Origin of the sequence: Imperialibacter sp. EC-SDR9 (genome assembly GCF_902498805.1) — a bacterium.
In the GTDB taxonomy this organism is placed as follows: Bacteria; Bacteroidota; Bacteroidia; order Cytophagales; family Cyclobacteriaceae; genus Imperialibacter.
On the sequence record NZ_LR701573.1, the window covers coordinates 96,086 to 110,305 of the forward strand.

Annotated in this window: 14 protein-coding genes; 10 read left to right on the forward strand and 4 right to left on the reverse strand. The window is 44.8% G+C overall.

The genetic code is table 11. The features are described from left to right. Positions 1–35: 35 nt before the first annotated feature. Positions 36–416, reverse strand: a complete 381-nt coding sequence (locus GC130_RS00490; protein WP_151996283.1) for a hypothetical protein — start codon at positions 414–416, stop codon at positions 36–38. Between the two features lie 154 nt (positions 417–570). Further along, positions 571–831, reverse strand: a complete 261-nt coding sequence (locus GC130_RS00495; RefSeq protein WP_151996284.1) for a hypothetical protein — start codon at positions 829–831, stop codon at positions 571–573. Between the two features lie 164 nt (positions 832–995). Between GC130_RS00495 and GC130_RS00500 the strand changes: the two genes are divergently transcribed. Next, positions 996–2,027, forward strand: coding sequence for an SMP-30/gluconolactonase/LRE family protein (locus GC130_RS00500; protein ID WP_226940350.1), 1,032 nt, complete (start codon positions 996–998; stop codon positions 2,025–2,027). Positions 2,028–2,038: 11 nt separating this feature from the next. Here the strand turns inward: GC130_RS00500 and GC130_RS00505 are convergent, their stop codons facing one another. Together GC130_RS00505 and upp are read right to left on the reverse strand one after the other, a co-directional pair. Further along, positions 2,039–2,506, reverse strand: coding sequence for a hypothetical protein (locus GC130_RS00505; RefSeq protein ID WP_151996285.1), 468 nt, complete (start codon positions 2,504–2,506; stop codon positions 2,039–2,041). Between the two features lie 71 nt (positions 2,507–2,577). Next, on the reverse strand, positions 2,578–3,258 hold the full coding sequence (gene upp, locus GC130_RS00510; protein WP_226940351.1) for a uracil phosphoribosyltransferase: 681 nt from the start codon (positions 3,256–3,258) through the stop codon (positions 2,578–2,580). Positions 3,259–3,339: 81 nt separating this feature from the next. Between upp and GC130_RS00515 the strand changes: the two genes are divergently transcribed. From GC130_RS00515 to GC130_RS00555, 9 genes are all read left to right on the forward strand, one after another. Further along, positions 3,340–4,251 carry an aminopeptidase gene (locus GC130_RS00515; protein WP_151996286.1) on the forward strand — a complete coding sequence of 304 codons (912 nt, stop codon included), beginning with the start codon at positions 3,340–3,342 and terminating at the stop codon, positions 4,249–4,251. A gap of 69 nt (positions 4,252–4,320) precedes the next feature. Next, positions 4,321–4,848, forward strand: a complete 528-nt coding sequence (hpt, locus tag GC130_RS00520; RefSeq protein ID WP_151996287.1) for a hypoxanthine phosphoribosyltransferase — start codon at positions 4,321–4,323, stop codon at positions 4,846–4,848. Positions 4,849–4,919: 71 nt separating this feature from the next. Continuing rightward, positions 4,920–5,492, forward strand: a complete 573-nt coding sequence (locus tag GC130_RS00525; RefSeq protein ID WP_151996288.1) for an adenylate kinase — start codon at positions 4,920–4,922, stop codon at positions 5,490–5,492. A gap of 59 nt (positions 5,493–5,551) precedes the next feature. Next, positions 5,552–6,544 carry a GTPase ObgE gene (gene obgE, locus GC130_RS00530; protein WP_151996473.1) on the forward strand — a complete coding sequence of 331 codons (993 nt, stop codon included), beginning with the start codon at positions 5,552–5,554 and terminating at the stop codon, positions 6,542–6,544. Between the two features lie 72 nt (positions 6,545–6,616). Then, a complete protein-coding gene (locus GC130_RS00535) occupies positions 6,617–7,195 on the forward strand; it encodes a nucleotide exchange factor GrpE (protein ID WP_151996289.1) in 579 nt (192 codons plus the stop codon). Between the two features lie 6 nt (positions 7,196–7,201). Then, on the forward strand, positions 7,202–8,329 hold the full coding sequence (gene dnaJ / locus GC130_RS00540) for a molecular chaperone DnaJ (protein ID WP_151996290.1): 1,128 nt from the start codon (positions 7,202–7,204) through the stop codon (positions 8,327–8,329). Positions 8,330–8,507: 178 nt separating this feature from the next. Then, a complete protein-coding gene (locus tag GC130_RS00545; RefSeq protein ID WP_151996291.1) occupies positions 8,508–9,320 on the forward strand; it encodes a hypothetical protein in 813 nt (270 codons plus the stop codon). 207 nt (positions 9,321–9,527) lie between these two features. Further along, positions 9,528–11,447: an ATP-binding protein gene (locus GC130_RS00550; RefSeq protein ID WP_151996292.1), complete on the forward strand. Its 1,920-nt coding sequence runs from the start codon at positions 9,528–9,530 to the stop codon at positions 11,445–11,447. Between the two features lie 220 nt (positions 11,448–11,667). Next, positions 11,668–14,163, forward strand: a complete 2,496-nt coding sequence (locus tag GC130_RS00555) for a PAS domain S-box protein (RefSeq protein ID WP_151996293.1) — start codon at positions 11,668–11,670, stop codon at positions 14,161–14,163. The last annotated feature ends 57 nt before the right edge of the window (positions 14,164–14,220 follow it).

The following is a 14,220-nucleotide window of genomic DNA, read 5'->3' on the forward strand; positions in this document are numbered from 1 at the left end:
GTTAAATAAGGTTTATGGAATATAGGCGAACGCAATTATTTATCCAATTGATAAATGGTTGTATTATCGCTCGAAAACATAAGATCACATACTTTCAGCAATCTACTGAGGTGCTCCTTTTCATAATCAGAAATTGACGTCAGATTGGCAGATAAAATAAGGTCAAGGTTCCTGTCATAAATAATCACTTCAGGCGTAGTTTCAACGTCAAGAAAATCCGAGCCCACAACCATGACGTTGGAGCTTACTGTCTTCGGATCAATAGCAAACTCACCCATTGCATTGGGCTGAGCGTGCAAAGTGAAAAAGCCTACGAGAAGGGCTACGGCTATCCCCAGAATGATAACAATGTTTTTAAAAGCAGGCAGAGAAGCGACTTTGAATAAGGCTCCCTTTATTTGAGTTTTCGACCGCATGCCAAAAGGCTTGCAATTCAAATGCCAAACAAGGTAACTGTTTGATAAACAAGTTAATAGATGGAACAAGGAAGGTCTGGGCTGTAACGAAACCGGACACTTTTAGACCGGAGATTGTTCACCTTTGTTCGGGCGGACTGTCCTTTTTCAGCCCTTACTTGTCAACAATAATCTTCTTCACCTTTTGAAATTCTGTAGAAGCATCGATCATTTTAGTCCAATGGACTTTGGTGCCAGTCGCTTCCGACTGGTAATAGAGCCCATCCTCTTCCTGAATCAACTTACTTACGCCAAGATCGTACCTGAGGGATTCCACTTTGTCGCCAACGGCAAGGGGCTGCTGCTCCAGATCAACTAGTTCAAGCTTTTTCTCTTTCCTGGGGGATTCTTTTTTTCTTTTGAATATGCCAAACATCCTCGGGGTAATTAATACATGAGAAAAATAGAGCAAACGCCGACGAATGTGAAAAGTTTTTTTACGAAAGCGAAAATTTACGTTTTGCACTCACTTCCCAATCAAAATATTCGGAAATTAACTACCAAAATATTGTTGAAACTACTTTTAACATACCTACTCATATGAAACCTATCTATTTTAGTGTGGCTATTGCCATATTGATGAGCGGCTGCGGGCCGCAGAAACCTCAGACCGAAGAAACTAGCAATGAAGAAGCATCGAAGCCACAGGTAGTGGAGCGGCTGGATCCTGCTATTGACAAACTAATTGATAAAGACGCAAAGCTCGAAATACTGGGAGAGGGCTATACCTGGGCAGAGGGGCCAGTGTGGGTGCCATCGCAGCAGATGGTGCTTTTTACTGACGTGCCTAACAATGTGGCTTACAAATGGAAGGAAGGTGAGGGTGTTAGCGTATTCCTGAAGCCTTCGGGCTACACTGCGGAAGCAGGAAAGGAAGAAAGGGAGCCTGGAGCCAACGGCCTTATTTTGGACGACCAGGGCAGGCTATTGCTGTGCCAGCACGGCGACAGAAGGGTGGCCAGGATGGATGCGCCCGTGGATGCGCCTGCCTCCAAATTTGTTACGTTGGTCGACAGGTTCGAGGGCAAGCGCCTGAATAGCCCAAATGACCTTATTTTGAGCAGCTGGGGAGATATTTACTTTACGGATCCCCCATATGGTCTTACTGGCCTGGACGCCAGCCCTATCAAAGAGATTCCATTCAACGGCGTTTACCGGCTAAAGAAAAGTGGAGAAATCGAACTTGTCACGGATAAAATGTCCAAGCCCAATGGCATAGCCCTGTCGCCCGACGAGAAAACATTGTATGTTGCCAATTCTGATCCTGAAAGGTCAATTTGGATGTCTTTTCCAGTGAGTGAAGATGGCTCTGTCGGGGAAGGGAAGGTCTTCTTTGATGCTACTGAATTGACGAAAGTAACACCCGGAAATCCTGATGGGATGAAGGTAGATTCGAAAGGAAACATTTTTGCCACTGGCCCGGGTGGAGTAGTTGTTTTAAGTCCTTCCGGAAAGCATCTGGGCACAATAATCACAGGAGCACCGACAGCCAATATTGCTTTCGGAGGTGACGAAAAGGTGGTTTTTATTACTTCCGAAAGTCGATTGCTAAGGATGAAGTTAAGGGACTAAACCCGTATTGGCTAGTAAAGCCAAAGAATGAGGTCTTTGGCATATTTTACAAAAAGGGTGAGAATAATGCCCCAAAAAATGGCACTCACCCACATCGGGCCAATGATCTGCTCCTTTTTCACACCGAGCGTATTGAGTATCAGCGCACCACCTATCGGTGTGATGAATAGTGGGGAAAAGAAGGACACTCCGTAGACACCATATTTTTTCCAGAGGGTCACGAAAAGCCGTTTCTTTTTTGTGAATTTCTTTTCGTTGGGTTTCGGTTTGAAAAAGCGGCTGGTGAGGAAGCGAACCTGCTCACCAAAGTAGGTGACCAGGTAAACCATGGTCATCATACCCGCTACTGAAAGCCCGAAGGTGACAAAAATATTCAGCCCTGAAGAAATACCAATAGTGGGGCCGACAATGAACTTAAACATGCTAAGAACATAAACGCCCAGGTATTTCAGGAGTTCGGCTACGAAATTGATCTGCATATATACAGGGTGAAAGCAATATTAAAAAGTTGGAGTTATCACTTTCCAAATCAACACAAATCGTCAACGAATCATTCTTTGGTACCGAAGGATAAGTCGCCGGCATCGCCAAGACCAGGCACTATATAGGCCATTTCGTTCAAATGGCTGTCTTTGGCCCAAGTCCATATACTTCCCGGGTGATCGATTGATTCTTCCAGATAGCTGATACCTTCGGGAGCGCTTATCACCGACATGATATGAACGGCTTTCGGGTGGCCGTATTTCAGGCACTGGTTGAAAGCCTTCACTAGCGATTTCCCGGTAGCCAGCATAGGATCAATTAATACGAGTTGTTTGTTGTCAAGGTTGGGTAAAGCAGAATAATTAAGTGTTATCATTAAATCTTTTGCAGAGCCCTCTTCCCTGTAGGCGCCAATAAAGCCAGATTCTGCCTTGTCGAAAATGTTCAGAAACCCCTGATAGAAGGGAATACCTGCTCTTAGCACTGTCACCATTACTAAGTCATTTACAGGTACTTCTGCTTGCGAAGTCCCCAGAGGAGTAGCTACTTCACATTTTTTTGTCATCAGCGTTTTCGAAAACTCGTAGGCCATCAGCTCTCCCAGCCTCTCCAAATTGGCACGGAAACGAAGCCTGTCCGTCTGTACCGACGTGTCCCTCAATTCACATAAAAACTGGTTGGCTATTGAGGTTTGCTGATTTAAAATATGAATCTTCATGGCGATGCTTTTGAGATGTTTCAATTTCATAAATTTAACCGCCATTAAAAAGCATCCGATGACCATGGGGGTGATTCTCCAGGGTTGACATTTAAGAAAACTGGAAAATCCATGAAGCTATTGAAAGACCTTTGCGCAGTGCATGCTCCCTCAGGCGATGAAGCTCCTATGAAGGAGTTCTTGCTGTCTTATATAAACAGGCAGCAAAAGACATGGAAGGTGAAGCCCGAGCTTATACAGGGGCCGGAGTTTCAGGATTGCCTCATCCTGGCCTTTGGCAATCCCAGAACAGCAATTTTTGCGCACATGGACTCCATTGGATTTACTGTCAGATACGACAATCAACTGGTGCCTATAGGCGGGCCAGATGCCGATACCGGTACGCTGCTGGTAGGAGAGGATAGCCTTGGGCCTATTGAATGCAAGCTTGTGTTAAATGAAGAAGGCCGAGCCTTTTATGAATTTGGCAGAGCCATTAATAGAGGTACCAGCCTTACCTACAAATGCAACTTTCGACAACACGACGACATGGTAACTACTTGTTATCTTGATAACCGTTTGGGTGTTTATAATGCCTTGAAAGTAGCGGAAACACTTGAACATGGAGTGATAGTCTTCAGTGCATGGGAAGAGCACGGAGGTGGTTCGGTGCAGTACCTCACCAAATATTTGTACGAGCGCTGGCAGATAAAACAGGCACTGGTCTCGGACATTACCTGGGTAACGGACGGAGTGCATCATGGCAAAGGTGTGGTGGTGTCAATGAGAGATAAAAATATTCCACGAAAATCGTATGTGGATAGGGTCATAGCTATCGCTCAGTCGTCAGGTGTGCCTTTTCAGCTAGAGGTAGAAGGGAGTGGTTCTTCTGATGGTCGGGACGTGCAAATTTCTCCCTATCCCATCGACTGGTGTTTTGTGGGAGCACCTGAAAGTAATGTGCACTCGCCGAACGAAACCGTGCACAAAGACGACATTTCTGCTATGGTTAGTCTTTATGAAGTATTGATGGCTGAATTGTAGTCAGGCAGAGTTGCAAGGCAAATACTTGTGTATTTCGAACAGCTGTTTGCCTTAAAATACTGAAGAGGTATGATGATAAACAACAAGGAATTTGAGCATTATATAGATCGCAGCCAGATCAGCAATAGACTCAACGAGCTTGCTGAGCAAATTGACACGGATTATACTGGTAAAAGTGTCGTGATGCTTGCCGTCCTGAATGGCGCCTTCATTTTTGCCGGTGATCTTATCCGTTTGCTTAAGGTCGATGCCGAGGTTTCCTTTGTAAAGCTAAAATCTTACCGAGGTTTGGCTTCATCTGGCGAAGTACAAACCCTGATAGGGCTAATGCATGAGTTAAAAGATAGAGAAGTATTGATTGTAGAGGATATTATAGACACAGGGCGCACAATGAGCAAACTTTTGGAAATGGTTTGGGAGCAGTCGCCAGCATCAGTTAAAGTCTGCACGCTGCTGGTAAAACCTGATGTTTTCAAGAGCAAATACCCTCTTGATTACGTTGGTTTCAGCATTCCTGACAAGTTTGTTGTGGGCTACGGACTTGATTATGACGAGCTTGGCAGGCAACTGCCAGACATCTATAAAATTAAAGACTGAAGTTTGTAATTCTTTTTTTGATAAGTATTTCGGATTTTTGGCCCTTTGTAAGAGAAACGAAACCTAATGTAATGCTGAATATTGTTTTGTTTGGCCCTCCGGGTGCCGGTAAGGGAACCCAGAGTGAAAAGCTAATTAGCAAATATCACCTGACGCATATATCAACTGGCGACTTATTTCGCAAGCACCTGACTGAAGGCACTGAGCTTGGAAAGCTAGCTCAGAAATACATGGATGATGGCAAACTGGTTCCTGATGAGGTGGTGATTGGCATGGTAGATGTCAAGCTGAAGTCTACCGATGGGTCGTCGGGGGTTATTTTCGATGGCTTTCCCCGCACTGTTAATCAGGCCGAGGCACTGGACAAGCTGCTCAATGGTATGGGAGAACCTATCAAAGGAATGATAGCGCTCAATGTTCCTGAAGCTGAGTTAAGGGTTAGGATCAAAGAAAGGGGTAAGACTTCCGGCAGAGTGGATGACCAGGACGAAGCCAAAATAACCACCAGGATAAAAGTTTACCAGGATGAGACGATGCCGGTAGCTAATTACTACAAGTCGCAAAGTAAATACCATCAAATAGAGGGAGTTGGTGAAATAGAAGAGATATTTCACGACATTTGCAGCGTAATAGACTCTTTCTAAGAGCAAAGAAATAAGGAGGGGGATGCTTTTCCATGGCGAAAAGCGTCCTCATTTATTATATGGCTGACAATAACTTCATTGACTACGTAAAAATTAGCTGTAAATCGGGCAACGGCGGGGCTGGTTCAGTTCACTTTCATCAGGAAAAATTTATTGATAAAGGAGGGCCCGATGGCGGCGATGGTGGCCGGGGTGGCCACATTATTCTGAAAGGAAACTCGCAACTGTGGACTTTGTTGCACCTCAAATACCGAAAGCACATCATTGCGGAAAATGGTGTGGCAGGTGCAGGCGATAAATGTACAGGTGCTCAAGGCAAGGACATTATTCTCGACGTGCCCCTTGGGACGGTAGCAAGGGACGCCGAGACCGGCAAAAAGTTGCTGGAGATTGTTGAAGATGGCCAGAAAGTTATTTTAAAAAAGGGCGGCCTCGGAGGGCTGGGCAACGACCATTTTAAATCGCCCACCAACCAAGTGCCTACTTACGCCCAACCAGGTACGCCGGGTGAAGAGGGTTGGGTAATCCTGGAGTTGAAACTTTTAGCCGATGTAGGCCTTGTGGGGTTTCCAAATGCCGGAAAGTCGACCCTTCTTTCTGTTATTTCAGCAGCACGACCTGAAATAGCCGACTATCCCTTTACCACCCTCACACCCAATTTAGGGGTTGTGCCCTACCGTGACTTTAAGTCGTTCGTTGTGGCCGACATACCAGGTATCATCGAAGGCGCCGCTGAGGGAAAAGGTCTCGGCGTACGCTTCCTGCGTCATATCGAGCGAAATTCCATTCTCTTGTTTATGTTGCCAGCCGATGCATCTGATATCAAAAAAGAATACAACATCCTTCTCAACGAACTCAAAAAGTTCAACCCGGAACTGCTGGATAAGCAACGGCTCCTGGCGATCACGAAGTCGGATATGCTTGATGAAGAACTCATGACGGAGATGAAAGCGGAACTGCCCGACGATGTAGAAGCTATATTTATTTCGAGCGTAACCCAACAAGGCATACAGGAATTGAAAGATAAGATTTGGCAAACCATTAACAGCTAGTGTCATCTTGTCAGTCAGAAGTGGTTTGGCAAAGTAATTGACTCTTGCTGGCAGGAATTAATGTTTCTTGAAATGGCAAAAAAAAACGTGGAAGAGAACAAAGAAACTATTGAGAATAGTGTAGAAGAGCAGGTTTTGGAGAGCGAAAATGCCAATGCCTCTGAGGAGAGTACTGACAATGGGTCAGATGCTGCTGAAGACGAAATGACTGCACTGAAGAGAGAATTGGAAGAGTCAAAAGATAAATACCTGAGGCTTTATTCTGAGTTTGATAACTATAGAAGAAGAACAGCCAAAGAAAGGGTGGAACTTATAAAAACGGCTGGTGAGGACGTATTGGCCGTACTTATTCCTGTGGTAGACGACTTTGAAAGGGCAAAAAAATCAATAGATAGTGAAGAGGTTGAGGCTTCAGTAAAAGAAGGTATTGATCTTATTTACAACAAACTAATCAAGGTGCTTGACCAAAAAGGGCTGAAGGCCATGGAAGTTGACACAGGCCATGAGTTCGACCCCGAATTACACGAAGCGGTGACTCAGTTTCCTGCACCCGACGAGTCGTTGAAGGGAAAGGTGATAGATGTCGTGGAGAAGGGATACGTTTTGGGTGACAAGGTCATCAGGTTTGCAAAAGTGGTAACAGGGGCATAATTGACTATGGCGAAAAGAGACTTTTACGAAATCTTAGGAGTAGAAAAGGGCGCACCACAGGAGGAAATAAAGAAGGCTTATAGAAAAATAGCCATCAAATTTCACCCTGACAAAAACCCCAATGACCCTACGGCTGAGGAAAAATTCAAAGAGGCAGCCGAAGCTTATGAAGTCCTAAGCAATGCTGAGAAACGCCAGCGGTATGATCGTTATGGTCATCAGGGTGTTGGCGGTGCCCCGGGTGGCGGCTTCAGTGGCGGTGGCATGTCAATGGACGACATCTTTGACCAGTTCGGCGATATTTTCGGCGGTGGTGGCGGCAGCCCTTTTGAAAGCTTTTTTGGAGGCGGACGCTCCGGTCGTGGCGGTGGTCGAAAGGGGTCTAATCTTCGCATCAAGCTGAAACTTACCCTGGTAGAAATAGCAAACGGAGTTGAAAAGAAAATAAAAGTGACAAGGCTGGTAACTGCTCCAGGCGTTACGTACGCTACCTGCTCTACCTGCGGCGGCGCTGGTCAGGTGAGGAAGGTAGTTAACACCATGCTTGGCCAAATGGTATCGAGCAGTACCTGTAGCGCTTGTGGTGGCTCTGGCCAAAGAGTTGACAAACGGCCACCCGGCGTAGATAGCTCAGGCTTGCAGCCTCAGGAAGAAGTGATCAGCATCAAAATCCCGGCTGGTGTTTCTGATGGTATCCAATTGTCAATGTCTGGCAAAGGTAACGTTGCTCCTGGTGGCGGAACGCCAGGCGACCTGCTGATTGTGGTGGAAGAGATTGAAGATGAGTTGCTGAAAAGAGACGGCAACAATGTCATTTTTGATTTGTACCTCAACTTCGCCGACGCTGCCCTCGGTACTTCACTGGAAGTGCCAACTATCGATGGCAACGTAAAAATAAAAATTGAGCCAGGCACCCAGAGCGGTAAACTACTCAGGCTGAGAAGCAAAGGTATTCCTGACCTGAACGGCTATGGCCGGGGTGACCAGCTGATCCACGTCAATGTTTGGACACCCAAAACACTCGACAAAGAAGAAAGGGAAATACTCGAAAGATTCAGAGAATCTGACAATTTCAGCCCTAATCCAGGCAAATCGGAAAAAGGGTTCTTCGATAAAATGAAAGAATTCTTTTAAAAGTCATATTGGAATGCAGTTTCGTCGAAAGGAACTGCATTTTTTATTATTTTCTTTCAACATTCGCAACTCTCTCTGCTGTATATCGTTGATAGCCACTATGCGGAGATTGGTTTTATTGAGTTTTAGTCTTTTAGCAAGTTTTTCGTCATTTAGTCAGTTAAAAAAGTTTTACTCTGTGAGCAACGACTCTGCCTTTCAAAAGGTAGATTTTTGTTTGAGTGCAACTTCTGGCTCTTGCTATATCCGGCCTGTGAAAGCAGCCCAGCCAGTCAATATTTATGGCAATCCAGACTTCGAAACTATCAACCCATCGTTCAAGACCTACATAAAGAACAGCGTCAAACATGTTAATCTTGACCTCGAAAACTATCAATCCTCCACAATAAGCAAAAGTCTGACGTCGAGCATTTTTGGAGACAGCAAAAAGGACGACAAGAATTACTGGAAGATTCTCCTTACCGAGGATAAAGTATACTCTCTGCAGCTAGCTTATGGTATCGGAAATGCCGATGTGGATCTTTCGGGCATTCCTGTAGAAAAACTAAAGATTAACACCGGAAGCGCTGACGTCATTGTTGATTATGCCGATGGCAAAGGAAACCTGGTGGCAATGGACACTTTTTTTGTGAAAGTTGACCTGGGGTCGCTGATCGCCAATCATATCAACCTTACCAACTCAAAAGTAATTGTGGCCGAAGTGGGGTTTGGAACAGCAGTGCTCGACTTTAGTGATAAAAGCCAGCAATCGTCCAAAATCAGGGCCAGCGTAGGGGCCGGCCGATTGGAAATGATCATGCCAAAGGAAAACGTTCCGGTGATTATATACCTGCACAACTCGCCTCTTTGCAGTGTTAAAATGCCAGCTGAGTTTACACAGATACGTAAAAATGTGTACACCAGCTCCAGCTACCATCCCGATGCCCTCGACTTGATGGAGTTCAATATCGACGTTGCACTCGGCAACGTAGAGTTCGTCAGCAAGAAGTAAATACATTTTCAGTTTATTCATTTGCCTTTTTGGAGTAGCCATTGTGCCAACTGGTTAGCAAGCAATAGCTTGTTTTATAAAAGCGAAATTCTTGAACATATAGCCAGGCGCATAAGGAGGGTTAGCACTTAGTTTGAATTACCCTTTTTTTTAAATAATTATGCATAGGCTATGGTGTTTTTTGTTTGCTAATTGTTGTTCTCCAAGATGATGATTCCAAGATGTTTGGTTCTGACTTTTATGCTTTTTGCGCCCTATTTTTCTTTCGGGCAATCAAGCCTCGACTCACTTCTCAGTGATTGGGAATTAAGGAAAACGACCGACCCGGACACCACCACCATTAACCTTCTAATTGATATTGCTACAGCTTATCAGTACGACAACACTGACAGTGCGCTTTACTATTCTAGTTTGGCTGAGGAGTATTCAAGAGAATTGGATTTTACACGTGGGCTCGCCAATAGCCTCACCAAGAAGGGAATCTGCTACTACATTAGAGGTGTTTACGATTTGTCGCTCGATGCTCACTCAAGTGCTCTGGTGTTGCATCGGCAGATTGGCAACGGAAAGGGGATGGCACTAAGTCTGAATGGTATCAGTTTGGTGTATCTCGGCAAGGACGATTTGATCAGAACGATTGAGTATCAGCGGCAGTCAATTTGGTACAGTAAAAACAGCACTGACTCCTCCCTACTGGCAAATAATTATTTTAACCTTGGCCTCGCTTTCGACGAGTTGCGACAGTTTGACAGCGCCTACCACTATCTCGATGCTGCTATCAGGGTTTGCAATGTTTACAAAAATGAAAGAATCAAGCTCATGGTAAACAATCGCCTGGCGCTTACTTATTTTCACGAGGGTAGGTACCGGGATGCCATCGAGCAGTACAAAAAAGTGCTTAATGCGGATTATTATCAAAGCAACTGGGAGAGCACCTTTGCGCACGCTGGTATGGCCGAGGCGTACATTAGCCTTGATGAACCCGAAACAGCTATCAATCACGGACGTTACGCTCTGGACTATGCAGAGAGAGTGGGGGCAATGTGGGACAAGCAAAGAGCCTACGGGGTGCTGGCAGAGGCTTATGCTGAAAGCGGTGATTTTGAAAACGCCTTCGAAACACATAAAAAATATAAACAGTTGAGTGACTCGATTCTCAGCGAGGCGAAAGAGAAAGAAATAAACTTATTGATGGTCAAGTACCATGAAGCAGAGAATCAAAAACTGGCTCAGGAGAACAAGGTTCAGGAAAAAGAGCTTCGGGTTACGTTTCTGGCTAGCATCATTTTTGCCGTGGTGCTGGTATTCACAATTGCCGTTGCCTATCTCTTATCTAGAAATAGCAAGATAAAGAGCAGACTCAACGTAAAACTCACGCAGCAAAATGAGGACATTGCCAGGAAAAAGGAGCAGATAGAAAAGCAAAATGAAAGGCTTGAGGCATTGAATAGTACTAATTCACTGATACTTTCTATTATAAGCCATGACATGCGAAGTCCGATAGCTTCGATGCAGTCAACGATCGAATTGATGAAGGGAAAGTTTGGCGCTGCATTCAAAGACTATGCAATATTTGAGGAGCTCGGTAAGCGAGTTGATAATGTAGCTAACATGCTCAATAACCTGCTCACTTGGGCAGGAGCACAGTTTTCTGGCATTCAAACCACTATTGAGGAAGTTAATGCCACCGCTGTTGTGCAGGATTTAGTGGCTGTTTATGGTTTTCAGGCCGGGGAGAAAAATATAAGCCTGGTTCACCAACCACAAGCCAATATTTTCTTGCGGGCGGATGTTTCCCAGCTGAAAATCATTGTGCAAAACTTACTGAGCAACGCTATCAAATTCACAAGAGAAGGTGGTGAAGTGAAGATCTATTATTCAGAAAGCAACTTTATGACTTCGGTGCATATACGAGACAACGGTGTGGGCATGACGGAGGAAAGGTTGGAAGCTATTCAAAGTAAAGTTAGCAAAAGACTGACTGAACTCGGAACCAGCAATGAGCAGGGTACCGGCCTGGGGATTTTACTCGTCAAGCAATTCATTGCGAGCAACGAAGGCTCTATGGAAATCAAAAGTGAAGCAGGCAAGGGGACAGAGTTCGTTGTCAGCTTTAAAAGTGTATGACGCTTCACTTTTTTTGCCAACCTGTAATTTTGGTAGTCTAAAGATTCGGCGACTATATCTGCTGCTGCCCTCAGTTGGTCGAAATCACACACCTGCCATAGCAATTGATGCGTTGTAATAGTGATCTTTGTATCATCACTCTCTTCCATTACTCTCGACATTATCAATTATTTATTGTTGCTATCCTTCAAAATCAACGAAGGATTAAGAGTAGTTTGCTATGGAAAAAATTAAAGTTTTGCTGCGGGGAGCTTACCTTCCCATGAAGTCGCTTCTGGCGTTTGTTTTTATTGCCTTAGCGTTGGTATCGGTCAACGATTTTCTCGTTTCTGCATATATACTAACGCATACACAAGCTTCACTTCTGCTATTGACAGCGGCAATGATCGCTATTTATGGGTACGTGCACATCACTAAAGCGTCATATACCAAACACCAGCGTGATAGCTACGCCTGGAATATTATGAACAACAGCCCTGAGATGGTTTGGGCAGTTAATACAGAGTACAAATTACTTTTCTTCAATGAGGCGTTCCGGTCTTCCATAAAGCTTTTTTCAGGGCACGATTGTCGCCCTGGAGATGATGTGCTAGCCATAAACATGGCTGAGGACAACAGTAAATGGAAGGAGCTTTATAATAAAGCACTAAGAGGGATTACTTTTACATTCCAGGACACGATATCAGCGGCCATTGGCATTGCGAGCTACGAAAATTCATTTCAGCCTTTAAAAAGTCCAAGGAGCGGTCAAATTGAAGGAGTAACATGTGTGAGCCGGGATATAACCTGGAAAGTTGACCAGGAGAAGAAACTGAAGGAGAGCAATGAGAAGCTGGAGATGGTACTTGAAGGGGCCGACCTTGGAATTTGGGACCTTAACTTGCAAACCTGGGAGGCTCAATACAATGAACAGTTAAAGGAAATGCTGGGTTACAGCGCCGACGAAATGGACGGTTCTCAGGCAACCTGGCAAAGTTTAGTCTATCCCGCCGACCTGGAAGCAGCTTTGGGTAGCATAAAAAGCCATATCAACGGGGAAACCGAGATGATTGATATGGAGTACAGGATGCGCCACAAAGATGGCCATTGGGTATGGATACACAACAGGGGCAAGGTAATGGAGAGGCATGCTGGTGGTAGGCCTGTTAGGGCGCTGGGAACCCACCTTGACATAACCCATCGAAAGTTAGCCGAAGCTGAACTGCAAAAGTTGTCTCTGGTAGCTAGCAAAACCCATAACGGAGTAGTGATTACCGATGCGAATGCAAGAGTGATCTGGGTTAATGACGCTTACGAAAAGATGACGGGATTCACGTTGTCGGAAGTAGCAGGTACATACCCGGCCGACGCTGCAAGTCAACCCGATGCTGACACGGAGGTTGTCAAAAGGATTAAGGAGAAGCTTGCCCGCAGACAGATTATTCAGGAGGAAGTTATTTACCATAACAAGAACGGTGAAAAAATTTGGGTGGCGCTTGAAATCACTCCGATTTTTGACGCTATGGGTAATCTTGAGCGATTTATTTCAATCGAAACAGATATTACCGAACGGAAGAAGCACGACAATCAGCGTGTGATATTGGAGGCCGCTGTTAAGAACATTGCCGAAGCGGTGTTGATTATTAACAAGCCTTGTGAAAAAAATGATGCAATGTACAGGGTTGTTTATTCCAATGACGCATTCTTCAAAATGACTGGATTTAGTCCGGAAGAGGTGGAGCAGAGGAATCCTATCAGTTTGCTAAGGGGCCCAAAATCTGATAGCGAGAAATTGACAAAAGTGTTTGATGCTATTACCAGCGAAAGCTATATCCAGGAGGATTTGGTTTCCTACAAAAAGAATGGAGAGTCGTTTTGGATCAATTTGGCGGTGTCGCCGGTGGGGGATTTGAGCAATAACAACCAACATTATTTCGTCGCTATAGTAAAAGATATAAGTGAAAGAAAACAGGCGCAGAATGAGGCACAGGGCCTAACCAACGAGCTCATTAGCCGCAACAAGGAGTTGCAGGAGTTTACTCAAATTGTTTCTCACAACCTGAGAGCTCCGGTTGTCAACATTCTCGGACTGACCCAAATATTTGATAAGTCACAGGCTTTCAACCAATACAACCTGAAGATACTAAAGCATCTTACTGAATCGGCACAACAGCTGGATACAATCCTTATTGATCTGAATGACATTCTTCAGGTAAGAGAATCATCTACTCAAGCGAAACAGAAATTTATATTGAAAGACCTGGTTCAGCAGGTACTTTCTTCCTTCATACTTCAAATTGAGGAGTCTGGCGCAAAAATCAGTTTGCAAGTCGATGAGTCTATTCAGCTTGAAGCAATCAGGGGGTATGTTCATTCTGTGGTTCATAACCTTACTACCAATGCACTCAAGTACAGGAACCCAAGGCGACCATTGGAACTTGGCGTCACTGCATACACGACCAAAAATGATTTAGTGCTATGGGTGAAGGACAATGGTTTGGGCATGGACACGAAGCTTATTGCGGGCAAACTATTTAAGCTTTATAAGCGCTTTCACAGCCACGTGGAGGGAAAAGGGATGGGATTATTCCTGGTGAAAACCCAGGTGGAGAGAATGGGTGGCACGATCAAAGTATTTAGCACGCTTGGCAAGGGTACAGCCTTCAGGGTGGCTATTCCAAGGGAGAACTGCCTGGTGGAACAGGAGGAAATGCAATATGCCTTAGAGGTAAAATGAGAGGAGGCAAAGCCTCGCACTGTGTAAAATCTCTCTTTCCATTATTAAATAAAGGTT

Bases quoted from the DNA above. Each gene is read 5' to 3' on its own strand.
- GC130_RS00515 (WP_151996286.1), top strand. From the start codon at position 3,340: ATGAAGCTATTGAAAGACCTTTGCGCAGTGCATGCTCCCTCAGGCGAT.
- obgE (WP_151996473.1), top strand. From the start codon at position 5,552: ATGGCTGACAATAACTTCATTGACTACGTAAAAATTAGCTGTAAATCG.
- GC130_RS00535 (WP_151996289.1), top strand. From the start codon at position 6,617: ATGGCAAAAAAAAACGTGGAAGAGAACAAAGAAACTATTGAGAATAGT.
- dnaJ (WP_151996290.1), top strand. From the start codon at position 7,202: ATGGCGAAAAGAGACTTTTACGAAATCTTAGGAGTAGAAAAGGGCGCA.
- upp (WP_226940351.1), bottom strand. From the start codon at position 3,258: ATGAAATTGAAACATCTCAAAAGCATCGCCATGAAGATTCATATTTTA.
- hpt (WP_151996287.1), top strand. From the start codon at position 4,321: ATGATGATAAACAACAAGGAATTTGAGCATTATATAGATCGCAGCCAG.
- GC130_RS00490 (WP_151996283.1), bottom strand. From the start codon at position 416: ATGCGGTCGAAAACTCAAATAAAGGGAGCCTTATTCAAAGTCGCTTCT.
- GC130_RS00505 (WP_151996285.1), bottom strand. From the start codon at position 2,506: ATGCAGATCAATTTCGTAGCCGAACTCCTGAAATACCTGGGCGTTTAT.
- GC130_RS00495 (WP_151996284.1), bottom strand. From the start codon at position 831: ATGTTTGGCATATTCAAAAGAAAAAAAGAATCCCCCAGGAAAGAGAAA.
- GC130_RS00550 (WP_151996292.1), top strand. From the start codon at position 9,528: ATGATGATTCCAAGATGTTTGGTTCTGACTTTTATGCTTTTTGCGCCC.
- GC130_RS00525 (WP_151996288.1), top strand. From the start codon at position 4,920: ATGCTGAATATTGTTTTGTTTGGCCCTCCGGGTGCCGGTAAGGGAACC.
- GC130_RS00555 (WP_151996293.1), top strand. From the start codon at position 11,668: ATGGAAAAAATTAAAGTTTTGCTGCGGGGAGCTTACCTTCCCATGAAG.
- GC130_RS00500 (WP_226940350.1), top strand. From the start codon at position 996: ATGAAACCTATCTATTTTAGTGTGGCTATTGCCATATTGATGAGCGGC.